The organism is Endozoicomonas sp. YOMI1, assembly GCF_024606345.1.
GTDB lineage: Bacteria > Pseudomonadota > Gammaproteobacteria > Pseudomonadales > Endozoicomonadaceae > Endozoicomonas.
Window position 1 is genome coordinate 1 of sequence record NZ_JAHHPM010000435.1, and the last position, 23,093, is coordinate 23,093.

A 23,093-nucleotide genomic window follows, 5' to 3' on the forward strand; every position below is an offset into this window, starting at 1 on the left:
GGATGTGGGAGGTAGGGCGACGCAGGATGCCAAAGCCGAGGACTTTGTCGCTCTATGGGATTTTGTGAAGGAGTTCCGTAACGGTAAGTACCGTCGACTGAGCAAGAATCCCTTAGAGCGTCAAAGAGCAAGCGAGAACGGGAGTATGTTTATGAAATTCCGGGTTAAGTTACGCAGGCTCCTGGACTTTGGCTATCATGCCCTCCAAGATAGAAGCGGTAACACGTCGATTTTTTGCACGGGCTTCCCTAAGCAATTGCTCCAGCTCTTCCCGGGGCAGTGTGGCTCCCATGATCCCTAAGGCGACGGCATGGTTGTGACCTGCAGCACTGCCCAGTCTCAGGGAATCCCTCAGGAATTGTTGTTGTTCTTCCTCGGGCAGTGTTGCACCCATCTTAAATAAGGTGGCGACAATCCTGTTACCGGCAGCACTGTTCATTCTCAGGGCTTCCCTCAGAAATTGTGTCAGCTCATCCGAAGACAGTTTCGCTTCCATCGCTAAGTTATGGACAATGTCGAGACCATCTTTACTAAATTTGCACAGGACATTCCTCAGGGGCTTGTGCCAGCATCATCGTCTTTATGGCAGAGACATGGTTGCAGCCAGGATAGCTATTCATTCCCTTGGCTTCCTCCAAGGCTTCAGCCAGCTCTTCCATGGACAGTTTAGCTCCCATTTCCCTTAAGGCGAAGGCGTGGTTGTTACCGGCAGCGCTGTTGGTTCTCAGGGCTTCCCGCAGGAATTGAGCCTTCTCTTCCTCAGGCAGTGTGGCTCCCATTTTTTCCCTCAAGGCGGAGGCGTGGTTGTTACCGGCAGCGATGTTGGCTCTCAGGGCTTCCCGCAGGAATTGTACCTTCTCTTCCTCGGGCAGTGTGGCTCCCTTCGTCATTAAAGCACTGGCATAGTTGTTTCCGAAATCACTGTCCATTCTCAGGGCATCTCTCAGGGCTTGTGTTTGTAAGAATTTTATTTTATTTACTACGCCGATTTTTTGTATATCGCTTCGAAATTGTATATCGGTTCTACAAAGTTTCTTTAAGAACTTCTTGTTATCCAGGTTTTGAAATATCTCGGTGTGCAAATCTTGAGTGAGTGGTGTGATAATTAAGCCATTATACTAGCCTTTGCTTCTTCCTTGTTTGCCGGACAAGTATCAGGTGTTAATTTCGATAGAGATATAACATTCGGAGTGCTAGGTAGTGCCATTTGAACTTTCCTGAAAATTAAAGATTTTTGATTAACGCACACTTGATTGGCTGTTAACTATTTTCTTTCACATAAATAATTAACCAAAATGTTATAGACGATAGATCTTGATCTTTGAAATGAAGTGGAGAATTTGTATTCAAAAAAATCTGTTTTATTTTCACTGCACACCCTTATCATACAGAATTATTGGTTTAATTACTGATTAATCGATCAAACAGGAATCGGTCACTGAATGCACTGCCTACCATGGAAATTGAGTAAGAAGATGAATACAGCGAGGTTAGCAATAAATAATGGGGGGAGATAGGGCTCTGGAGAGTAACGTCTAAAATTCTCTCACAACCGTGCAGAGCCCTGGTGTTACTGGCTTGCTCATTTCAGATATCGAGCTTTCTGCTTGATTTTTTCCACCAGTTTTTTGCCTTTCGCTGTCAACGTCAGCTTGAAATAGCGGCCATCATCTTCATGCTGAACCTTTTTGATCAGCCCCAGGCCAGGCCTGTCGTGCCGTCCTTCACCCAGACGTTTAACACTGACCGCGATATCACTCGGGGTGCCACAGGTGAGCTTTTCAGCATTTACAAGATCTGTGATGGTTTCTCCGGGGTTTTCTGCCACCACGAGGAGAATTTGCCATTGGATAACCGTCAGCGGTTGTTCCTGCATTAACTGGGTTAGTTTGATAAGACCTTTTAAAGTCATTGGCAGTTACCTTTCTCTAGTTAGTTATGAGGTTTGTTGTGGACTAGTAGCGTCGTTTACTTTCCATGCTATTAGGCTTAAAGCCTAGTCTGTACAACTGTTACGGCGACTGCTATACCAGAATAAATATTAGACAGTTTTCTACTGTTATAGCAAGTTTCCATTCACAGTCGTTAAACATTTCGGCAATGAGTAACAAAACTGTTACGTTAGGAAACAACAACTCAAAGGGAGATCCTTTCAGTCATGGAGCATCCAGACAGCCACTTATCACGCCTATAATTACGACTGAAGGCGGATAGAGCACTGTGACGTCTAATTAGCAGAGTTTCCTTAATATTGGTAAAGTGTTAGACAACGATTTTTGGAAAAAATTCTCTAAAAAAATATATTACGCATATATTGTCGTGAATAAAGCTCATGACAAGTGTTTTTTTTCTGAGAGAGAGTAGTTGTATCGATGATATTAATATTCGCATAATATATATTATGTTAAATTAATGATATTTATTATATCCTATCCATGGCGAAACCAAGACAACCCTCAACCTGCCCTAAGGTCATGATAAAACGATGAAAATAGTCAGCTTTAATGTGAATGGTGTGAGAGCGCGCTTACATCAACTGTCCCGGGTGACTGATGACCATAATCCTGATTTAATAGGCCTTCAGGAAATCAAAGTATCTGATGAGCACTTCCCGGTTAAAGCCATTGAGGACATGGGCTACAACGTCTTGTATCATGGCCAGAAAACCCATTATGGCGTGGCATTACTCAGTAAGACACAGGCATTGAATGTCCAAAAAGGATTCCCGACGGACCTTCCTGACGCCCAGCGTCGGGTAATTATTGGCGACTATGAACTGAACGGGCAAATGTTGAGGGTGATTAATGGGTATTTTCCCCAAGGGGAGAATCGCAGCCACGAGACCAAATTTGCAGATAAAACAAAGTTTTACAATGATTTACAGAGTTATCTGCAAAACTCATGCTCCCCCTCCTCCAATATTTTAGTGATTGGTGACTTTAATATCTCTCATACAGACTTGGATATTGGCATTGGTCCTGCTAATGCCAGACGATGGCTCAGAACCGGTAAATGCAGCTTTTTGCCAGAAGAACGGGAATGGTTTGACCGACTTCTTGAGTGGGGGCTAACTGATTGTTTTAGGGAGCTATATCCTAATGAAGACAACCTCTTCAGCTGGTTTGATTACCGTAGCCGTGGGTTTGAGAGTGAGCCAAAGCGTGGCTTGAGAATAGATTCTATTCTTGCAACGAATTCTTTAATGCCGACATGCCGATCCATTTTTATGGATTATAAAATCAGAGCCATGGAAAAACCCTCTGATCATGCACCCGTCATCGCTGAATTTTCTGAATTAATATAAATTCATTTTTGTAGGATATTGATAATTTATTTATCATATGAGAATCATTCGTATTTGCATCTTTGAAAAGCCAGTCTATTCTAAGCCCATTCAATAACAAATGATTGGGATATAAATATGACCGCTTTTCAAAAAAGCAGAATGCTTTTTATCATTCTCTTTGCTTCTCTTCCCGGGTATTGTCTGGCGGGACTGGATGATGTTATAAAAAAGCATGAAATATCATTATATTACCTAAATGAGGGAACATTAAAAGGTCAAATTCGTGTTCAGTGCTCTGACCAAAATGATGCTTGTGAATCCCTCTTGGAATTTGAGCAGGGTGGAAATTTTCCCTACGGTGTCACCCCACCCTCTTTAGCGGAAATAAAGTTTCATGGGCACTTTCAAAGAGATGTAAATAACTTATCCGAGCTGGGTTCAATAACCGTACAAAAAGACAACAGGGCAACCAAAATTCCATTAAGTATTGATTTTGATGAACTGTCGCTTGGTGATAAAGATAATCCAACCACCAGGGCTGTGATTACGCATCTACACCCGTCCTTAATCCATCATGCCAAAAAAGAATTAGACAACATTACTGAGGCTGCGGACTACCTGACGGGTACAACCAGGAATTCCCAGACCCTGCATTTATTTAAGCCAGAAGTGCACAACCTTTCTTTTAAAGATTCAGAGAAATTGGCAAGCTCAATCCATGGCGATTTTGTGGTGCTGGATATTGGTGAAAGTTACTCGATGGTTCTTATATTCAACCAGAAAAATATTCCAGAATTAATCTACGTACTTGATCGCTGGAAACTGTACAGAGATCCAATTTTCAAAACCATTATCGGCTATGGTGACTTGGTTGGCCTGGTGTTGCATGGCATGGACTTTATCAAATACAGTGGGTCATTGCTGGGCATAACAAGCCATGGTCATCACCATTCGCATTTTGTCTTTTTGAAAAATCTTGCCGGCTCTGTTGGCATTGGACCTACTGCCTATAACACCCTGACCAGTCTAATCAGTTCCGGTTTTCATATTGCCGAGATTATTGATCATAGCCACGGTGTCAGTGAATTTATCAGTGGTGGTCAGAAGCACTACCATGATCACAATCATGGTGCATGGGAAGGCCTCTTTGGTCACATGCATTTAGCCCATACGGTTGTGGAAATGATTGCCGAGCCTTCTCTTGCTCATGGGATTCAAACGGTTTTAACCTTTGCCAGCTTTGGCTATCACCATGTGCCGCATCATTATTATGAATACCCAATGTCAGATGTTCTTCGTCCGGTAATATACTCCCGTGGTCAATCCACTACTGATAATAAAATTCTGAACTAATTCATTATATTTACTCAGAACTCTGATTACTATAGGTAGAAAGGTGGTCAGAGTCTCCCTCGCCTATCATCGTCCCGTTGTATTATCAGAAACTGGTCGTATTTCTAATGGGATATTGCGAGAATTCCAGATCTTATGGATACTAATACGCGTCCGGCGTTGTACTTTTTATAAATGCTTCAGAAACTCGCCGCGTCGACGCTAAAAAACCAACACACTTAAGGGCAAATGTCTGCCAACTCAGAATAAGAATGTGATACTGGGGTAATACAAGAGTGCAAAAGTTAGTCAATGTGAACGGCTCATGGTTAGCCGCCAGTGTTATAGCGGTTGGCATTGGTATCTACCTGCTGACTGCTGATGTCGTTAATATCAACGATACTGAAAAAGTCCCCCCCCCTTCCCGGGATAGCCAGGAAAATACGGTTATTCCCATTGTCCAGGCCTCTCACTTTGAGCAAGTGCCGGTAAAACGTACACTCACACTCTATGGCACAACGGAAACTGACCGGACTGTCACAGTCAGTGCGGAACTGGCAGCCCGGGTTATTAATATCAGTGCTGAACGTGGTCAGCTGATGGCGGCGGGCGACGAAATTATCCGGCTACGTGAAGGCAGTCTGAAGGCTCAATTGAAGTCTGCTATAGCTCGTGTAAGACAAGCTGAGCAGGATTACCAGTCAGCCCTTATGCTACAAAAGAAAAAACACATTGCCGATAATCAGATTACTCAGCTTGAGGCTTCCCTGGCTGAGGCTCTGTCGCAAAAAGAGCAGCTCCAGACCCAATGGGAAAATACCCTGATTAAGGCCCCCGTTTCCGGCATTCTTAACAAGCGCCACGTGGAAGTTGGTGACTTTATTGATAAAGGAAAGCCGGTGGCTGAAATTCTCGACCTTGATCCTCTGGTGATCCATGTCGATGTTCCCCAGAATCACATTAATTACTTTACCTCCGGCCAGAAAGCGGCTGTCCGATTTCTCGGTGGAACAACCAGCGAAGCCACTATTCGGTTTATTGATCGACAGGCTGATGCATCAACCCGGACATTTTCTGTCGAGTTAACCATCCCGAATCCTGATATGAAAATTCCTGCAGGCCTCAGCGTTGAAGCCGACCTGTTGATGGAAGCCGTAATGGCACTGGAAATAAGTCCCGCATGGCTTGCTTTGAGTGAAGATGGCGAACCGGGGATTAAATGGGTGACAACGGGGAATCGGGTCGAGTTCACCCCCGTAGATGTCGTCAAGTCTGAAAGTGACCGCCTCTGGGTCTCAGGAATTCCCGAACAGGCCAGAGTCATTACCCGTGGCCAGGGCTTCGTTCGATCCGGTGATCAGGTTGATGTCATCAATCCTGATGTTTCTCTGGTTGTCGGGGAGTAATGGCCAATGCGAAGTCTGATTGCTGCATCGCTAAGGCGAACCCGTACGGTCATGATGATGCTGGCTTTAATCCTGGTGACCGGCCTGGCCAGCTATCTTACTATTCCCAGAGAGTCGAACCCTGATATCACGATTCCGGTCATTTATATCTCTGTATCACACGAAGGCATATCGCCGGAAGATGCCGAACGGCTGCTGGTACTTCCCCTGGAGAATGAACTCAGGGCTATAGAAGGTGTTAAGGAACTCAAGGCAACCGCATCCCAGTCTCATGCCTCCATTACTCTGGAGTTTATCGCCGGACTGGATACGGATGAGATCCTCGCAGATGTCAGGGATAAGGTTAACCTTGCCAAAAGTAAGCTACCACAGAATACCGATGAGCCCATTATCAACCAGATTTCCTTTGCCAGTATGCAACCGGTGATTACCGCGGTGCTTTCTGGCAACTTACCCGAACGTGCCCTGGTGAGAATAGCCCGGGAGCTTAAGGATGTGCTTGAATCCAGAAAGCAGATTCTGGAGGTGGATATCGCCGGCGACCGGGAGGAAGTGGTTGACGTTATTATTGATCCACTCAAACTGGAAAGTTACGGGCTGGTTCCTGCGGATGTGATCAATCTGGTCTCCCGCAATAACCAACTGGTTGCTGCTGGCAACCTGGACAATGGTAAGGGACGATTCTCGATTAAGGTCCCCGCCATCTACAAAACAGTGGCTGATATCCTCTCTCAACCCGTCAAAGCTGACGGCGATCGGGTCATTACCTTCGGTGATATTGCCAGCGTTCTCAGTACGTTTAAGGATGGTGGCGGTTACGCCAGAATGAATGCAAACAACAGTATCGCCCTGGAAATCAAGAAGCGCCCCGGGGAAAACATCATTGAAACCGTGGAGCTGGCCAAAGCCATTATTGCTGAAGGCCAGAAACTGGCACCGAAAACCCTGAAGGTTGACTATGTGGGTGATCAGTCGGTGGATGTGGTGGATATGGTCAACGACCTGCAGAACAGTGTTCTGGCGGCCATCATTCTGGTAGTTACGGTCATTGTCGGGGCGCTGGGCTTGCGCAGCGCGGTGTTGGCAGCCATCGCCATTCCCGGCTCTTTTCTGACCGGTATTCTGATCATCGCCATGATGGGCTTAACCATTAATATGGTGGTCCTGGTCTCTCTTATGATCGCCGTCGGAATGCTGGTTGATGGTGCCATTGTGGTCACCGAATATGCCGATCGGAAAATGAGTGAGGGCGTTACCCGCAGGCAGGCGTATCAGGAGGCCTCGTTACGTATGGCATGGCCAATCATCGCGTCCACAGCAACCACTCTGGCGGCCTTTTTCCCGCTGATGTTCTGGCCGGGCATTATGGGTGAGATGATGAAGTACCTGCCATTAACCCTGATTGCTACCCTCTCTGCATCCCTGGTGATGGCGCTGATTTTTATCCCAACCATCGGTTCCCTGATTGGCAAGCCCAGAAAGCTCAGTGAACTGGAAAAACGATCCATTACCGAAGCGGAAACCGGAGATTTACACAATGTTCCCGGTTGGGCCGGGGTATATATACGCACGCTGTCAAAAGCGATCCAACACCCTTTAAAAATACTGTTCTCTGGCATGACGATGGTGGTAGCCATTTACTTTGCGTTTATCAGCTTTGGCAAAGGCATTGAGTTCTTTCCTGATGTCGACACTAATAACATCATGATCAAAGTTCGTGTGAACTCCAGCAACCTGTCCATTGATGAAAAGGATGAGATCCTGCGAAGTGTAGAAGCGATTCTGCTGCAACAGCCAGAATTAAAAACACTGTATGCACGAACCGGTGATAACCAGGAAGTGGGGACCATCCGCCTGAATATGGTGGACTGGAAATATCGCCGAAAAGCAGCCCTGGTGGCAGAAGAGATTAATCAGAAACTTGCCCATTTCGCCGGTCTTGATATCACCGTTGAACGAAGAAAAGATGGCCCTCCCCAGGGTAAACCCCTGGAGTTGGTGATCAGTGCCAATGACCTTGATGTCCTCCATGAGACAGTGGGCAACGTCAGAACGGTTCTGGCGGGTATTGATGGTTTTACCAATCTGGGCGACGACGGCCCTACTTCCGGCTATGAGTGGCGCATCGATGTAGACCGCGCCGGAGCTGCCCGTTATGGTGCTGATGTCAGCAGTGCCGGCGGTCTGGTACGGCTGGTGACTTCTGGTTTAACGGTGGGCGGTTACCGTCCGGATGACAGCAGTGATGAAGTGGACATTCGTATTCGTTTTCCTGAGTCAGACCGCCACCTCGAGAGCATTGATCAGCTCCGGTTAATGACCCCGGCGGGTCTGGTCCCCATCAACAACTTCACTACCCGGGAGATTGCCCCCAAGGTTGACAGTATCAAGCACCTGGATGGTAAACGAACCGTCACTGTCAGTGCCAACCTGGCCGAAGGCGTTCTGTTGAATGACCTGCTGCCCGAGTTGCAGGCGCAGCTTGATGCATTGGATGCACCACAGGAAGTCAGCTTTACCATCAAAGGGCAGAATGAAGACCAGCAGGAAAGCAGTCAGTTCCTGATCAAGGCATTTGCGGTTGCCCTGTTCGTGATGGCCATGATTTTAGTGACTCAGTTCAACAGCTTCTACCAGGCATTCCTGATTATGTCAGCGGTGGTACTGTCCACCGGTGGCGTATTATTTGGCTTGCTTCTGGCTGGAAAACCCTTTGGCATTGTGATGTGCGGTATCGGGGTCATTTCCCTGGCGGGCATCGTGGTGAACAATAATATCGTGTTGATTGATACCTACAATGTGTTGCGCCAACAGGGCATGAAGGCCGAAGAAGCGATTCTTCGAACCGGTGCCCAGCGTCTGCGACCGGTGATGTTGACCACCGTTACCACTATCCTGGGTCTGATGCCAATGGTGCTCTCCACCAATATTGATCTGTTCAACCATCGACTTGAAATTGGTGGTCCCACTGCCCAGTGGTGGAATCAGTTATCAACCTCCATTGCCGGAGGATTGGCCTTTGCCACTCTGCTGACACTGGTCCTGACGCCCTGCCTTCTGGTGATCGCAGGCCGGAGGCAAGATAGAAAGATGGCTCAGAAATGATCTTCAAAAAGGAACACCAGGTTTCCGGGGTTGTAGTGTGCCTGCAGGTTCGGACGGTAGATTACCAGGCCAGGCACGTAAAAAAGGTGGAAAGGGCTTCAAAATCGGTCATCAATGAGGCTCTGGCAAAGGTCAGAGCTATTGTGGCCTGACGAAAAACTACATCAGGCAATAGCATCTGCTATTACCTGAATCACTCATTATTCCAAAATCGTGACCTTATCGCCTATCTGGATAATGCCTTCCTGATCCGGAATAAGGTTCTGGCCAAAGATAACCCCCATTTCCGTTCGACGATATTGCGCCAGCGTAAACAGCGGTTCCCTCCCCTCTTTCTGTCCGGTTTCAGGGTTGACGGTGGTCATCACGCACCGTGAACAGGGTTTGGCTACCCGAAATGTGATCTCTCCTATCCTGATCACTGACCAAGCGTCTTCTTCATAGGGCTGTTGACCTCTGATGACAATATTAGGCCGGAAGCGGGACATTGGCACTGCATCAGTCAGGCGTTGATTCAAATCAGCTAAAGACGCTTCATTGGTGAGCAGAAAAGGGAAACCATCGGCAAAACTTGTGTGATCCTCTGGCTGGGAGTATCTGGCATCGGTTGGTCTTATTGACCGTTCTGGCTGATAAAACAGCCTGCATTTCATAGTCAGGAACTCACTGAACCACTGGGCAGCATCATCCCCGGCATCAAGTGCCTGACAATCGTCTTTCCAAACCGTTACCGTGAAAGAGTAAGCCCCCTCTTCCGGTATTGCTACGTAGAGGTTCTCAGCCGCTGGCCGGGTAATCAATAACCCGCCATCAACAATGGATGTGACCACGGTTGCCAGCGCTGGATATTGCCGCTGAGTAATAAACTTGCCATGTTCATCCGTCAACAGCCAGCGACGATCATGCTCAAAACCTCTTCGGGTTACATGGGCGCTATCAAGGGGTATTCCCCTGGTTGATTTGATTGGATAGATCGCCAGCCGGGTGACTTGCATCCGCTATTGCTCCTGTAAATTTTTTAGCCTGAATAAAATTAGCGCCTAAGGATACGGCTATTGCCTGTTGATGAGAACCTTGTTTATGAGAAGAAGGAGCAGCAAAATATCCGGCAAATATACGGGTTATAACAGGATTCTCAATGACACTGCAGCTGGTTGATATAGGCGTTAACCTCAGTGATAAGGCTTTTGACAAGGATCGTGATGGAGTTGTCAGTCGTGCGATTGAGCACGGTGTTACTACCATGATCCTCACCGGTACTTCTTTGACAGAGTCACAGAGGGTGCTGGGGCTGGCCAGAAAATATTCTGAACACTGCTTTTGTAACGCCGGTATCCATCCGCACGAAGCCAAAGATGCCAATACCCAGACCTTTAAAGAGCTGAAAGCCTTATTCAGTGAACCAGAGGTGGTGGCCGTTGGGGAAACCGGTTTGGATTTTAACCGTGACTTTTCCCCCCGGCCCGTTCAGGAGAAAGTATTTGAGCGTCAGTTGGAGCTGGCTATTGACAGTGGCCTGCCCCTGTTCTGCCATGAGCGGGATGCTTCACAACGCTTTGCAGACATCATCAAAAACTATCGGGATAAGGTGGGCAAGCTGGTTGTGCACTGTTTCACAGCCGATAAAACCGCCCTGTATCGGTACCTGGACCTGGACTGTCATATTGGTATTACCGGATGGATTTGTGATGAACGACGGGGAACCCATCTTCACCCGCTGATGAAGGATATTCCTGCAAACCGACTGATGGTGGAAACTGATTCACCGTGGCTACTGCCAAGATCATTGGCGAAAAAGCCGAAAAACCGGAGAAATGAGCCGGCCTTTCTATTCGAGGTTGTGCAAATGATCGCCACGCACACCGGGCAATCCCCGGAACAGGTTGCCCGGCAAACCAGGGCAACATCACTGGAATTCTTTAATCTCACGGCTCGTCATCATGACCTTCAGGGTCAAGATGGACAATAATATCCGCTTCGGGCAGGTGTTCAAGCACTGCCCGCTTGGCCTGAACCCCCAGTTCGTGGGCATAGATCAGCGGCATATGAGGCTCAAGATCCAGATGCATCTGAATAAACGGGGTTGAGCCTGACATCCGGGTTTTAACGTCATGAATACCCAGAACACCGTCTACCGAGAGGGCTCGTCTCTCAATTTCCTGGAGTTCTTGCTCAGGCAGTGCCTTGTCCATCAACTGCTCGATCGATTCCCAGGCAAGACTCCTGACACTGAACAACATATAACCGCCAATCAGCAGGGCAAGAATATTATCTACCTGATGATAGCCATAGCTGGTGCCAATCAGTGCAGCCAGCACTGCAATATTGGTCAGAAGATCCACCTGATAATGCAGTGAGTCCGATTTAATAGCCGCTGAATTGGTTTTTCGGATGACATACCGCTGTATGGATAACAGGATCAGTGTGGCAATGATCGAAAAGACCATCACCATGATACCGGCGCTTTCATTATCCAGCACAACATCCTCACCGGTTATCCGGTCAAGAGTGTTAAGCACCAGAACAATGGCCGAACCACCAATAAAGGCTGACTGAGCCAGTACGGCAAGCTGCTCAGCCTTCCCATGGCCAAAATGATGATCTTCGTCCGCTGGCGCAATGGCGATCCTGACGGCAAATAATGTGATCAGGGAGGCCAGAATATCCATCGTGGAATCCAGCAAGGTAGCCAGCAGGCTCATGGAGCCGGTCATGAACCAGGCAATGAGTTTGGCGATGATCAACACACTTGCCGTTGCAACCGAGGCGTAGGTTGCCAGTTTGAGGAGGCGGTTTTTGTCTTCAGACACGTTCTTTCCAGTGTTGCTGTCATTAAGCCCGGTCGATGTCATCCTTTGACGGGATTCTCGTTTTTTGAGCCAGAGCGTAGTTAATCATGCGATCCCTGCCAATTAACAACCGTCGTTCTTTCTATCCTATCCTGAAACGGGTTGTATCAGCCAGTCATTCAACGCCTCAGGGGTAAATGGCCATCCAAGTTCTCTGCCCTCTGCTGATGCGATTACCGGAATTCTTACACCATAGCGATCAACCAGACGATCATCCTCACTGATCTCAATGGCTACCCATCGGCAAACCTGCTGCTTTTGCAGAAAATTGAGCATTTGTTCAGCTTGTTCACACAGGTGACATCCGGAAGTGGTATATAAAGTCAGTTGAATCATAAACTATTCCCTAAAAAAGCCCCTAAAAAGGGTGTCTATCATAGCGATAATATAACCGTAGAGTTAGTAAAGATTACGTAGATATAACTACAGCGCGTTGTTTTTGCTTATACTCTCTCTGGGCACTAATAAATTCAGCTGGCGATCCCATGGACTTTACATTTTTCAATCAACTTATGCTTATTCTGGCTCTGTCAGCCGTCACTATTGCCTTTTTCAAGCGATTTCAACTGCCGGAAAGCCTGGGTTATTTATTTGTAGGCATCATTCTTGGACCGACAACTTCCGGACTGATACAACAGGACTTTGATATTGCCCTGCTGGCCGAGATTGGTGTGGTTTTCCTGCTCTTCACCTTAGGCCTCGAATTCTCCATGAAAACCATTATGGCCATGAAAAAAGAGGTATTTGGCCTGGGTGGGTTGCAGGTACTCCTGACAGGAGTCGGAATTTTTGGTGTTCTGATCGCTTTTGATTTTGCAGTGCTCACATCCTTTGTCTGTGCATCTGCACTGGCGCTCTCCTCTACAGCGATTGTGTCCAAGGAACTCACCCAGAGTAACGAAATACGCTCCCGCCAGGGGCAGCTGGCCATCGGTGTCCTGCTATTTCAGGATATTGCTGCCGTTGTCTTTCTGATTATGATTCCCGCCCTGATTGGGGGAGGTAGTGACTCCATCGCCTCCTCTCTTGGGTTTGCCTTTGCCGAAGGGGTTGTGTTCGTCGTGATCATGCTGGCCATTGGTAAGTGGGTTCTACCCCTGATTTTTCACGAGGTTGCCAAGGCCAGGTCTGAAGAACTGTTTGTTCTTATGGCACTGGTTATTGCCCTAATGGCCGCCTGGCTCTCTCATGCAATGGATTTATCCATGGCACTGGGAGGCTTTGTTGCAGGCATGATGATGGGTGAGAGCCACTACAAGCACCAGGTTGAAGCCGATATCAAACCATTTCGGGATGTGCTCCTAGGGCTGTTTTTCGTATCCGTTGGCTTAATGCTGGATATGGATGTGCTGGTCACTTTCTGGAAAGAGATACTACTGGGTACCGTAGCATTGATTGTCTTTAAGTTTCTGGTGATCTACACCCTGACCAGAACCTTTGCCGAGAGCAAAAATATCTCCCTCAGAACCAGCCTGTCACTGGCCCAAGGTGGCGAGTTCTGTTTCGCCCTGGTTGCCCTGGCATCACAATATGGTGAGAGTGGCGGCAACCTCACCTCCGTTGTGCTCGCGATTACCATCTTATCGATGATCATTGCACCTCTTCTGATCAGAAACAGTAATGCCATCGTTAAACTGGTCAAGTTCGATAAATCCGAACAGAGCATTCATCGGGTAAAAGAAGAGGAAGTCCGCAAGCAAACTGCCCATATACACCATCATACCCTGATCTGTGGTTATGGCCGTGTTGGGCAGACCATTGCCCGTTTTTTGACCCAGGAAAACAAAGCTTACGTTGCCATTGATGATGACCCTATTCACGTACATGAAGCGGGTCTTGCCGGTGATCCGGTCTTCTTTGGTGACTGCAGGAAGTTAGAACTGCTGATGGCGGTTGGACTGGAGCGGGCCAGTCAGGTGGTGATCTGTATTGATCGCCCCGAAAATGCCCTTAAAATAGTGCAGGCCGTTCGACAACAATCGCCACAGGTCCCTGTTCTTGTTCGCACGCGGGATGACAGTCAATCAGACGAATTAAAAAAAGCAGGGGCAACCGTGGTTATTCCAGAGGTGCTTGAGTCAAGCCTGGTCATTGTTAAGCATGCCTTGTTGATGCTGGGCATGAACCCTGCCCATGTTCGTCAAACAGTCCATGAAGCCAGAACCAAAGGATATGAAATCCTCAACGGTTTTTATCCGGGCATCAGTGATTACCTGCTGGAGAATGATAAGAAGACCTATCGCCACGCTGTTACCCTCGGCAAAAAATGCGCGGCAGATCAGAAAGCCATTGAGTCTCTTGATTTTAAAGGTACAGACGTTTCAATTGTCGAGGTTCGTCGAGATAATATGGTACTGCAGCCGCAAGTCGGAATGATTTTGAATGCCGGTGATATTGTGGTTTTGACTGGAAGCAATAGCGATATTTCTCACATTGAGAAACTTTTTCACTGATTTATTGCCTAAAACTAAGCAAACACTAATTATATTCATCGGATTATTTCAGGCTACCGATAGATAGTAGCCTGAAATAGTTAACCTTAGAGTAAAATGGCAATGGAATGCCTCCCATTCAGGATGGTAGGTATGCTAAGAATAACTGTGTCTAATGACTGCTTCCATTGCTTCCAATCATTCCGGTTTACCGGATTATTTTTCTTGATTTTCTTATTACTCTACCCTTCGCTGGTTTTCTCATTTCATCAAAATGAAGTTTATCTTTTATCGCCAGACAGTAATTCTGATTTAGAAGTAGTAGCTTCAGCGCAGCAGGAAATCACAATTGCCATTGATACCAAAGGTCTTGAGAAAGATCTTCAGGGGAATATTCCCGTACAAATTGTATTAGAAAATGAAAACCTGCTATTTGAAAATGGTGAGCAGCAGATATTATGGCACGATCGAATTAACGCACTGAAAAAAGAAAGTAATAAGACAGTTAACAATGATGAACTTATCTATTTAACACTCATGCCAGAAGCAAGCCAACTAAATAAGGTTATAAAAATCAGAATAAGAAAAGAGGCAGACCTTTCCAGGCTATCAGCACTGGCCGCATTTTTCCCTCAAATGATTCCCGTTCTCTTCATGGATGAAGTTACATTCGGTCCAAAGCCAATCATTTTCTACGAGGCACTGATGAGATGGAATTATAAAGTATTGGGAAGTGATATTGTTAAATCGATTCGAAACCTTGTCCTAAGCCAAACATTTGGTAAACACAAACCCTTGTCAGCTCAATGTTCAGCAGATTTTATTGAGGGGTTCCTGCTTTTTGAAGCTGCAAATTATGGAGAGACCTCGGCATCTTCCAGAACCAAAATTCAAACAATCCGGGCGTATGTTATGAGCGCCCCCTTCAAGAGACTAATGGACTGTATATCAGACACGGTGGCATCAACACTGCTTGATATTCAGAAAAATCAGATTGGTGATGAGTGGCAATATTTGCAAGAATTGAACAAAGAGTCGATCAATGGCCTGGCAAAAATCATGGTCGGATATGGTTTTAATACCTTTGCCTTTGAAGCGGGAGACTTCTTCAAATTACTGAAGAAAACCATCGGTTTTTCTCATGCCACTGACGATCCGGGGTTGCAGACCGACCTGGACCGGTCAATTGTTAATGCCGCTCAATATACCCTTCAAGCGGGGTATGAAAGTTTCTTTAAGGGCCAACTCAAATCTCACAATTTTAATGAGCGCTACGCTCTGCCAATGGCCACGGGTGCTGGTGTTATTGAAATCCTGTTGAGGCTGTATGCCCAACAGGGTATGGCAGGCCGGGAGCAGACTCATCAGGTTTATTCATTGACCAAGCGGGCCGAAGCAATAGGAGTATCCATCAATAAAGCCCTGGTACTACCAGAATTATCTGATCTCCAACTGCTGGCGCTGGGAGTAGCTATACCTGCTGTTATTTATGGGGCATTAAAAGTGACTACCGGATCTGATGTTTCATCCCCAGTTTTTAAACTATTTGATGCCACTTATGAAGGAATGGTCCTTGGTGCCGTTACTCATTTGATGTCCCCCGTTCTTCAGAGATATGGTATTTGGGCAGCACACACTGTACAAAAGCCAATTCTTCAATATATGGATGCAGAGCCTGGAAGCTGGTCTGAATATTTTCTGGCAGATACGATTCGTTACCGTATAAGCGTATTTACTGAAAATTAGTATCCTGATCTGTCAAAGATTAATTTATTTAAATGCCATTTTTCAAAATACATATAATTTTTTAAATATATTTATGAGGAATATAAAGGAAATAAAAATAAAAAAAGTATCTCAATTAATTATGATAAAAAAATATTAAATTCGTTTAGAATATATAAAAATCTATCTCCATTAGAGATAACGACTTTAAAAACGATTATTTTAGATTTTCCTTTGGCAAAGGATAGCCTGTCTATTTAGGTGGTAAACAATGGCTTATCTATTGTTCTGTAAATCCAGAAAAAATTTCGAAACATCCAGGTCAGGCACGCCTACTTATTATTTAATATCCCTGCTGTCACTTGTATCTGAGTTATTTAACAGTAAAATTATTCTGATTTTTTTTAGTCTCTCAATTTTCTCTATTAATTCCTTTGCTGTTAATATTCAGAAGTTATCTCCTGACAATAATAATACTGTGGAGATTACAGTAAAAGACAACACCCCACTTCACCTGGAAATTGATACCAATATATTAAAAGAACAGGTTTACGGTAAAATTCCGATAAGACTTCGATCGGAACATGATCAGGCTTTTTTCAGTTCAGGAGACACAGAGTCAAATGAAATGTACTGGCATGACAAGGAAACGCCTGTTGTTGAAAATGGAAAAATCCAGCGGGTAAACAGTGACCGTTTCATCAATCTAACGCTGAATACCACGGATGAAATGGTTGGTAAAAAAATAAAAGTCATACTGGAGAAAGAAGAGAACCTTTCCAGGGTAGCAGCTGTGGGTGCTTTTGTTCCTCAAGTGATCCCTATCATTGCCATGAATATGGTAACCTGGCAGCCACACTCTTTCTGGCAAAACCTTTTACGCTGGAATTATTTACTTCTGGGTGTTGATGTTATTCACTCAATCAGGAGCCTGATCCAAAATCAGGTGTTTTCGGATACTGATTCTCTCTTTGCCCAGTGTTCTGCAGATTTTGTTGAAGGTTTTACCGTATATACACTACTGTCAAATCATGGTGAACCGGTGACCGGCGACCCGGACAGACCAGCAGCGGCGGAAGCAAGCTCCGGAAAAATTGAAAAAAATGTCATAGAGAGGGGTAAGGCTGAAACGTTCAGACTATTCCTCAGGACAACACCCACCAATCGAATGCTTAACTGCATGTCTTCCGTTGTCGCCAGTTCACTGAGAACGCTTCACAATGAAGGTCGTTTGCATCAGGTCTTTGGGAAATGGCCCATGCTCCATAGCCTGAATGATGAAACCATTGACGGTATCGCCATGCTAATGGTGGGGTATGGCCTCAATATGATAGGCAATGTTCCCGGAGATACACTTTCTTTAATTCGAAGAGATCTGGGATTTGATGACTTGCCTGATCTTGCCGGTGATTTTAACAACTCGATAAAGACCAGTATTCAATACACCATTCATAATGGCTATATGAAGTTCTTCAAAGGCAGGGGATGGGATGCAACGTCAGCTTACGCCCTCGCCTCAGGAGCTGGGCTACTTGAAATCGGGTATCGTTTTTACCAGTTAAATGAAATGATACCTGCAGGCCAGGATGAACGCCTGAGCCTTTCAGATTCAGGAGATATAAACCTGTTCACCAACCTGCAGCACCAGATAACCTCTATTGGTGAACGGGCAGAGGCGATTACTTCATCAGGATATCAACTGATCCCTCTCCCTGAAAACATCAAAGACTATGTAGTTCCAGTAGCAGCAGCAACCATTATCCCAATAGCAACCTATTACGCCATGAATGGGGTACTGAATTACTACACTACTGGTGGTTTAAATATTGCCTTGCAAAGAGCCGTGACCTCCGCAACCAATGGCCTGGTTCTCGGTGCAATGGTTTATGTGTTGCTTCCCTATGTCAAAGACCTGGGGGCCAGAGGCACCCAAATGCTGGCTGATCAACTGGTATCGTGGACAGAAGCTGATAAAGATAGCTGGATCGGCTACTTTGCGGCCAGAGATACCCAGTACCGGATCAGGGTTATCATCCTCAATTAGACTTACTCATTTGCCAACTGAAATAACAAGATCATAGAATGATCAAATTGACAGTTGATTAAGTGAGTTGGCTAATGTCTGATAAAAAAGGTACAGGTCTGAAATCAGTGGTTTTGAGTGCGCTGTCTGCTGCATTCGGTGTTCAGAAAAGGGCTAATCTGGAAAGGGATTTCCAACAGGGTAAGCCAGCGCACTACATCATCGCTGGTATCGTAGGAACCTTATTATTTGTTTTGATACTCATATCTGTGGTGCATGTAGTCATTCAAAACACATGAGCTTTCACTGAGAACTAACCCAGTATACTGTCGTTATGACAACCAACATTATCAATGCAACAGCCGCAATGGCATCAACTGTACTGTCTTTCATTATTTTCTCCTTGATTCGGTGTACAGGGTGCATATCGACCCAGCTCATTTAAATTAGCGGAACCCTGACCAACCATCAACTTATTGCCCTACTTTGATTTATTACTTTTTACCCTAATTTTATTAATAAATAATAGTTTTACTTATAAGTAAAAATCAGTATTCTTCGATTGTCCCAGGTTTCTGACCTGCTCCCTGGATGTGGCTAATCAGACGAACAATTCATGTATAAATACGATGATTACGACCAGCAGATAGTCGATGAGAGGGTCCTGCAGTTCAGGGATCAAACTCGTCGTTTTCTTGCTGGTGAGTTGCCAGAAGATGAATTCCTGCCTCTTCGTCTTCAGAATGGACTTTATGTACAACGCTTTGCTCCAATGCTGCGCATTGCCATTCCCTATGGAATGGTGAGCACTACACAGATGCGTAAACTGGCTTACATTGCCAGACGCTATGATAAAGGGTATGTCCACTTTACCACCCGACAGAACCTTCAGTTGAACTGGCCAAGGCTGGAAGAAGTACCGGAAATTCTGGAAGAACTGGCCTCTGTTCAGATGCATGCTATTCAGACCAGCGGCAACTGTATCCGGAATACCACAACAGATCAGTTTGCTGGTGTAGCACACGATGAGATTATTGATCCCCGCCCCTGGTGTGAAATTATCCGGCAATGGTCCACTTTCCATCCGGAGTTTGCTTATCTTCCCAGAAAATTCAAGATAGCGGTTTGTGGCAGTGAACAGGATCGGGCAGCAACACAAGTGCATGATATCGGCATTCATGCTTTCTTAAATGAAAATGATGACGTCCGATTTAAAATCCTTGCCGGTGGTGGTCTTGGGAGAACGCCCATGGTGGGCTCTGTTATAAAACCATCCCTTGAACCAGAGCATCTCCTGAGTTACCTGGACGCAGTACTGAGAGTTTATAACCGTTATGGACGGCGGGATAACAAATACAAAGCCCGAATTAAAATTCTGGTTAAGGCACTAACGCCTGAGGTTTTTGTGGAGAAGGTCGAAGACGAGTGGTCTTACCTGAAAGAAACAGATGCCCGGCTTCCCGAACAGGAGATTGACCGGGTTCAATCTTTTTTTACTGAGCCTGACTACGAAAAGCTGACCAATATCAACTTGACTGACCTGACTTTATCCGCTGAACCTGATTTTCAACTATGGTTCAGGCGAAATGTCCATCCCCATAAAAAGCCGGGTTATAGTGCTGTCACCCTGACTCTGAAGGCAACTGCTGATGCTCCGGGAGATGCCAGTGCTGAGCAACTGGAAGCTATCTCAGACCTTGCTGACCAGTTCAGCCTGGGTGAACTCAGAGTGAGCCACGAGCAGAATCTGATTTTTGCCGATGTTCCCCAAAGCAGACTCCATGAGCTCTGGTTGAGACTGAAACCACTGAACCTGGCAACACCCAACCGTGGGCTGCTCACCGATATGATCTGCTGCCCGGGAGGCGACTTCTGCGCACTGGCTAATGCTCGCTCCATTCCTTTGGCAGAAGGCATTCAGCGACGGTTTGATGATATTGACTTTCTACATGACATTGGCGAACTGGACCTGAACATTTCTGGCTGTATGAATGCCTGTGGCCATCACCATGTAGGTCATATTGGTATTCTCGGCGTTGATCGTAAAGGTGAAGAGTATTACCAGGTTCAGGTCGGTGGTGCGTCAGGGCATGACGCATCTCTGGGCAAGATCCTTGGACCATCCTTCAAAATGGATGAAGTTCCCGACGTCATCGATAAAATCCTGAAGACCTACATCAAACTCCGCACTTCGGAAGAGCGTTTTATTGATACTTGTCGACGGGTTGGTGTGCAGCCATTCAAGGAGAAGGTTTATGCCAAAGCTGTTTAAGGATCAGCAAATCAGTAACGATGACTTTCAGATCCTGCAGCAGGATCCGGGAGAGCCCGTATTACCTGAAGGCAATGTGCTACTCCCTGTGTCGTCAATTGATTATGCCATTACAGCCAATGGCCTGCACAAAGGTCAGGTTGGCATCTGGTTTGACAGCAGCGACGAACCTGAAACGGTGGCAAATGTCCTGAACCAGTTTGAAGTCATCGCCGTTAACTTTCCCAAGTTTATGGATGGTCGTGGCTACTCTCTGGCCCGTTTGCTTCGGGAACGGCTTGATTATCGAGGGGATATAAGAGCGATAGGCGATATTCTTGTGGACCAGCTCTATTACCTCAAGCGCTGTGGATTCAGTAGCTTTAGGTTAAGGGAAGATCAGAATCCGGATTATGCCCTGGCGGTTTTGACCACATTTAGTACGGACTATCAAACCGCTGCCGATGAATTACCACCTGTGTATCGGTTAAGGCATCAGCTCTAACCACAGTTTGGAATCTCTTCCTTATTTGGAAGAGATTTTTTACTTCTCCTGCACGAAAACCTAACTGTTGGTTATACTGTTCTTTCCATAAATAATCCAAGAATGAGCCTGAATGATGGAAAGCGGTTCCCTGCTCTTCTCTTTTTTTCTTATTTTCACTGGGGCAGCGATTCTCGCTACTGGTGCCTTATTCACCCGTCAGCCCCTGCTGGTAGCCTACATTGCCCTTGGTGCCATACTCGGTCCGTTTGGACTGGAAGTGGTTAATGACACCAACCTGCTTAATGATATTGCCCATGTTGGCATCATCTTTTTGCTGTTTCTTCTTGGGTTGGACATGCAGCCAAGCCATCTTGCCCATCTGCTCAGGAAAACGGCTACTGTAGGTCTACTAAGTTCATTTCTCTTTGCCTTGACTGGCTATGGAATTGGGCTGACATTTGGTCTGCCACAGAATGAGGCTATCATCATTGGTGCAACCATGATGTTTTCCAGCACGATCATTGGCATAAAGCTCTTGCCAACGACCGTGCTGCATCACAGGCATACCGGTGAGATCATGGTCAGCCTGCTGCTTCTGCAGGATTTGATGGCCATTATTGCACTCCTGCTGCTTTACAATCTGAATCCATCACACAGCGCCAACTACAACGAACTGATCATGGCATTTATTGCTCTGCCAGCATTGATCTTCACCGCTATTATGCTGGTCAAATACCTGCTGCTGCCTTTGATGGTCCGCTTTGACCGTTTTCATGAATATCTGTTTTTGATGGCCCTGGGCTGGTGTCTTGGTTTTGCAGAGTTAGCGCACAGCTTAAACCTCTCCTATGAAATTGGTGCCTTTATTGCCGGAATCAGTATTGCCACCAGTCCAATCGCCCAATATATAGCCATCAATCTTAAACCGTTAAGAGACTTTTTCCTGATTCTGTTCTTCTTTTCTATCGGTGCCAGTTTCAATCTTGACTTGCTTAGCCAGGTACTTTTCCCGGCAATGGTCATGACAGGGGCCGTTATCCTGATCAAGCCGTTGGTTTTTGGTTTTCTGCTGCGCAAGGTCAGTGAAAATCGGTCTACAGCTTGGGAAGTCGGCTTTCGATTAGGTCAGACCAGTGAGTTTTCAATACTGATAGCCGCTTTTGCCAGCGGGCAAAATCTGATTGGCGAAATTTCAGCGCATATTATCCAGGCAACAGCGATACTCTCACTGCTGGTATCTTCCTATATCGTCGTATTCCGCTTTGAATCACCCATCGCTTTGTCAGAACGGTTAAGAAGAGACTGAGGCTTTTTCAGGGTGGGGGAAGACACCCATGGAAAACTGGTTGCATCCAGCACATGCCAGGAGGCTGTCCGAGAATAGACTGCCCTACTGCGGCGGCAGCAAATTGGTCTAAAAATTCGCTTTTGCTCGGTAAATAGCCCCACTACTCACCTCACAAAACCGAATTTTTATCTTCAATTTTCTGCCATCCTCGCTACGGAATCCCCTAGACGGGCGCTAATCTCGGACAGCCTCCTGGCTTATCCGACGTACTCCCATGAAATGATTGGTATCAAAAATCAGCAGTATGAAGCGGTCATTTAAAACAGTCCTGTAATATCCAAGGTCTCTGGAGGTATTAATAACGTCATTCATAAACCGCCCTTCAGCATCAAAGGCATGGGCAACACCTCCGTTGATATTCAGAACAACAATTGGAGTATTAAGTACTTTGGCAGTAAACACCGAATCCGTAGCATCAACCCATTCTTTATCTTTTTTTAAGGCTTTCAGGCCATTTTGAAACATTAAACGCCCATACAAATCATTTTCAGATGAGTGAATGGAAGGGTCATAATTAGGGGCATAGTCAGTACACCATTGCCGGGCTACCTGATAGACCCGGCGCCGTAGATTCTTAATGGTCCAGTTTGAGCCTGCAGGACATTGATTGATAACTGAGTCAAAATAGCAGTTGCCATTACGACAACTTTTGTAAAGATCCAGTGCATATGGCTGCAGCATCCTGTCCGCACGACTCTCCTGGCCACTTATAAACTTTTCTACGAGTGAATCTGTATATTTTGGCGGCAGATCAGCGGGTGCTGTTACGTCTGATGAAGGAGTCGCAAAGGGAGTGTAAGCCGGAGGAGGATCTGAAGGGGCGGTATTTAAGCTAACTGCAGGAGCACG

Annotated in this window: 20 protein-coding genes; 13 read left to right on the forward strand and 7 right to left on the reverse strand. The window is 46.1% G+C overall.

What is annotated here, in order from left to right:
- Positions 1 to 169 precede the first annotated feature (169 nt).
- The 3 genes from KDK15_RS15285 to KDK15_RS15295 form a co-directional block, all read right to left on the reverse strand.
- Positions 170 to 496, reverse strand: coding sequence for a hypothetical protein (locus KDK15_RS15285; protein ID WP_257296252.1), 327 nt, complete (start codon positions 494 to 496; stop codon positions 170 to 172).
- 34 nt (positions 497 to 530) lie between these two features.
- Complete coding sequence (locus tag KDK15_RS15290; protein ID WP_257296253.1) at positions 531 to 929, reverse strand: hypothetical protein; 399 nt, start codon at positions 927 to 929, stop codon at positions 531 to 533.
- 653 nt (positions 930 to 1,582) lie between these two features.
- Positions 1,583 to 1,912, reverse strand: coding sequence for a MarR family winged helix-turn-helix transcriptional regulator (locus KDK15_RS15295; RefSeq protein ID WP_020583484.1), 330 nt, complete (start codon positions 1,910 to 1,912; stop codon positions 1,583 to 1,585).
- A gap of 573 nt (positions 1,913 to 2,485) precedes the next feature.
- Here KDK15_RS15295 and xthA point away from each other — a divergent pair.
- From xthA to KDK15_RS15320, 5 genes are all read left to right on the forward strand, one after another.
- Positions 2,486 to 3,304 (forward strand): exodeoxyribonuclease III, encoded by an 819-nt coding sequence (gene xthA / locus KDK15_RS15300; RefSeq protein ID WP_257296254.1) that lies wholly within the window; start codon positions 2,486 to 2,488, stop codon positions 3,302 to 3,304.
- Between the two features lie 117 nt (positions 3,305 to 3,421).
- The gene (locus KDK15_RS15305; protein ID WP_257296255.1) at positions 3,422 to 4,639 is read left to right on the forward strand and encodes a hypothetical protein; all 1,218 of its coding nucleotides are present in this window, start codon (positions 3,422 to 3,424) and stop codon (positions 4,637 to 4,639) included.
- Between the two features lie 275 nt (positions 4,640 to 4,914).
- A complete protein-coding gene (locus KDK15_RS15310; RefSeq protein ID WP_257296256.1) occupies positions 4,915 to 6,024 on the forward strand; it encodes an efflux RND transporter periplasmic adaptor subunit in 1,110 nt (369 codons plus the stop codon).
- Between the two features lie 6 nt (positions 6,025 to 6,030).
- The gene (locus KDK15_RS15315; RefSeq protein WP_257296257.1) at positions 6,031 to 9,129 is read left to right on the forward strand and encodes an efflux RND transporter permease subunit; all 3,099 of its coding nucleotides are present in this window, start codon (positions 6,031 to 6,033) and stop codon (positions 9,127 to 9,129) included.
- Positions 9,126 to 9,281 (forward strand): type II toxin-antitoxin system PemK/MazF family toxin, encoded by a 156-nt coding sequence (locus KDK15_RS15320; RefSeq protein ID WP_257296258.1) that lies wholly within the window; start codon positions 9,126 to 9,128, stop codon positions 9,279 to 9,281. Before KDK15_RS15315 ends, KDK15_RS15320 begins: the two co-directional genes overlap by 4 nt.
- A 48-nt stretch (positions 9,282 to 9,329) precedes the next feature.
- Here KDK15_RS15320 and KDK15_RS15325 read toward each other — a convergent pair whose 3' ends face one another.
- Positions 9,330 to 10,124: an MOSC domain-containing protein gene (locus KDK15_RS15325; RefSeq protein ID WP_257296259.1), complete on the reverse strand. Its 795-nt coding sequence runs from the start codon at positions 10,122 to 10,124 to the stop codon at positions 9,330 to 9,332.
- 143 nt (positions 10,125 to 10,267) lie between these two features.
- Here KDK15_RS15325 and KDK15_RS15330 point away from each other — a divergent pair, with 143 nt between their 5' ends.
- Positions 10,268 to 11,098, forward strand: coding sequence for a TatD family hydrolase (locus tag KDK15_RS15330; RefSeq protein WP_257296260.1), 831 nt, complete (start codon positions 10,268 to 10,270; stop codon positions 11,096 to 11,098).
- Here the strand turns inward: KDK15_RS15330 and KDK15_RS15335 are convergent.
- Positions 11,055 to 11,939 carry a cation diffusion facilitator family transporter gene (locus tag KDK15_RS15335; RefSeq protein ID WP_257296261.1) on the reverse strand — a complete coding sequence of 295 codons (885 nt, stop codon included), beginning with the start codon at positions 11,937 to 11,939 and terminating at the stop codon, positions 11,055 to 11,057. The two genes, KDK15_RS15330 and KDK15_RS15335, sit on opposite strands and share 44 nt — an antisense overlap.
- 126 nt (positions 11,940 to 12,065) lie before the next feature.
- Positions 12,066 to 12,314 (reverse strand): glutaredoxin family protein, encoded by a 249-nt coding sequence (locus tag KDK15_RS15340; protein WP_257296262.1) that lies wholly within the window; start codon positions 12,312 to 12,314, stop codon positions 12,066 to 12,068.
- 149 nt (positions 12,315 to 12,463) lie between these two features.
- Here KDK15_RS15340 and KDK15_RS15345 point away from each other — a divergent pair, with 149 nt between their 5' ends.
- The 7 genes from KDK15_RS15345 to KDK15_RS15375 all read left to right on the forward strand — a co-directional run bounded on the left by KDK15_RS15345 (position 12,464) and on the right by KDK15_RS15375 (position 22,202).
- Complete coding sequence (locus KDK15_RS15345; RefSeq protein WP_257296263.1) at positions 12,464 to 14,431, forward strand: cation:proton antiporter; 1,968 nt, start codon at positions 12,464 to 12,466, stop codon at positions 14,429 to 14,431.
- A 204-nt stretch (positions 14,432 to 14,635) separates the two neighbouring features.
- Positions 14,636 to 16,156: a hypothetical protein gene (locus tag KDK15_RS15350; protein WP_257296264.1), complete on the forward strand. Its 1,521-nt coding sequence runs from the start codon at positions 14,636 to 14,638 to the stop codon at positions 16,154 to 16,156.
- Between the two features lie 457 nt (positions 16,157 to 16,613).
- A complete protein-coding gene (locus KDK15_RS15355; RefSeq protein ID WP_257296265.1) occupies positions 16,614 to 18,179 on the forward strand; it encodes a hypothetical protein in 1,566 nt (521 codons plus the stop codon).
- Positions 18,180 to 18,253: 74 nt separating this feature from the next.
- Complete coding sequence (locus KDK15_RS15360) at positions 18,254 to 18,457, forward strand: DUF2970 domain-containing protein (RefSeq protein WP_257296266.1); 204 nt, start codon at positions 18,254 to 18,256, stop codon at positions 18,455 to 18,457.
- A gap of 317 nt (positions 18,458 to 18,774) precedes the next feature.
- On the forward strand, positions 18,775 to 20,430 hold the full coding sequence (locus tag KDK15_RS15365; protein WP_257296267.1) for a nitrite/sulfite reductase: 1,656 nt from the start codon (positions 18,775 to 18,777) through the stop codon (positions 20,428 to 20,430).
- On the forward strand, positions 20,414 to 20,914 hold the full coding sequence (locus KDK15_RS15370) for a DUF934 domain-containing protein (RefSeq protein ID WP_257296268.1): 501 nt from the start codon (positions 20,414 to 20,416) through the stop codon (positions 20,912 to 20,914). Before KDK15_RS15365 ends, KDK15_RS15370 begins: the two co-directional genes overlap by 17 nt.
- A 115-nt stretch (positions 20,915 to 21,029) precedes the next feature.
- Positions 21,030 to 22,202: a cation:proton antiporter gene (locus KDK15_RS15375; protein WP_257296285.1), complete on the forward strand. Its 1,173-nt coding sequence runs from the start codon at positions 21,030 to 21,032 to the stop codon at positions 22,200 to 22,202.
- 216 nt (positions 22,203 to 22,418) lie between these two features.
- On the opposite strand, the gene KDK15_RS15380 is transcribed toward KDK15_RS15375, so the two are convergent.
- The gene (locus KDK15_RS15380; protein WP_257296269.1) at positions 22,419 to 22,925 is read right to left on the reverse strand and encodes an OTU domain-containing protein; all 507 of its coding nucleotides are present in this window, start codon (positions 22,923 to 22,925) and stop codon (positions 22,419 to 22,421) included.
- Positions 22,926 to 23,093 lie beyond the last annotated feature (168 nt).

Bases quoted from the DNA above. Each gene is read 5' to 3' on its own strand.
- KDK15_RS15345 (WP_257296263.1), top strand. From the start codon at position 12,464: ATGGACTTTACATTTTTCAATCAACTTATGCTTATTCTGGCTCTGTCA.
- KDK15_RS15290 (WP_257296253.1), bottom strand. From the start codon at position 929: ATGGACAGTGATTTCGGAAACAACTATGCCAGTGCTTTAATGACGAAG.
- KDK15_RS15340 (WP_257296262.1), bottom strand. From the start codon at position 12,314: ATGATTCAACTGACTTTATATACCACTTCCGGATGTCACCTGTGTGAA.
- KDK15_RS15285 (WP_257296252.1), bottom strand. From the start codon at position 496: ATGGAAGCGAAACTGTCTTCGGATGAGCTGACACAATTTCTGAGGGAA.
- xthA (WP_257296254.1), top strand. From the start codon at position 2,486: ATGAAAATAGTCAGCTTTAATGTGAATGGTGTGAGAGCGCGCTTACAT.
- KDK15_RS15365 (WP_257296267.1), top strand. From the start codon at position 18,775: ATGTATAAATACGATGATTACGACCAGCAGATAGTCGATGAGAGGGTC.
- KDK15_RS15375 (WP_257296285.1), top strand. From the start codon at position 21,030: ATGGAAAGCGGTTCCCTGCTCTTCTCTTTTTTTCTTATTTTCACTGGG.
- KDK15_RS15320 (WP_257296258.1), top strand. From the start codon at position 9,126: ATGATCTTCAAAAAGGAACACCAGGTTTCCGGGGTTGTAGTGTGCCTG.
- KDK15_RS15330 (WP_257296260.1), top strand. From the start codon at position 10,268: ATGACACTGCAGCTGGTTGATATAGGCGTTAACCTCAGTGATAAGGCT.
- KDK15_RS15315 (WP_257296257.1), top strand. From the start codon at position 6,031: ATGCGAAGTCTGATTGCTGCATCGCTAAGGCGAACCCGTACGGTCATG.
- KDK15_RS15305 (WP_257296255.1), top strand. From the start codon at position 3,422: ATGACCGCTTTTCAAAAAAGCAGAATGCTTTTTATCATTCTCTTTGCT.
- KDK15_RS15325 (WP_257296259.1), bottom strand. From the start codon at position 10,124: ATGCAAGTCACCCGGCTGGCGATCTATCCAATCAAATCAACCAGGGGA.
- KDK15_RS15370 (WP_257296268.1), top strand. From the start codon at position 20,414: ATGCCAAAGCTGTTTAAGGATCAGCAAATCAGTAACGATGACTTTCAG.
- KDK15_RS15295 (WP_020583484.1), bottom strand. From the start codon at position 1,912: ATGACTTTAAAAGGTCTTATCAAACTAACCCAGTTAATGCAGGAACAA.
- KDK15_RS15380 (WP_257296269.1), bottom strand. From the start codon at position 22,925: ATGCTGCAGCCATATGCACTGGATCTTTACAAAAGTTGTCGTAATGGC.
- KDK15_RS15360 (WP_257296266.1), top strand. From the start codon at position 18,254: ATGTCTGATAAAAAAGGTACAGGTCTGAAATCAGTGGTTTTGAGTGCG.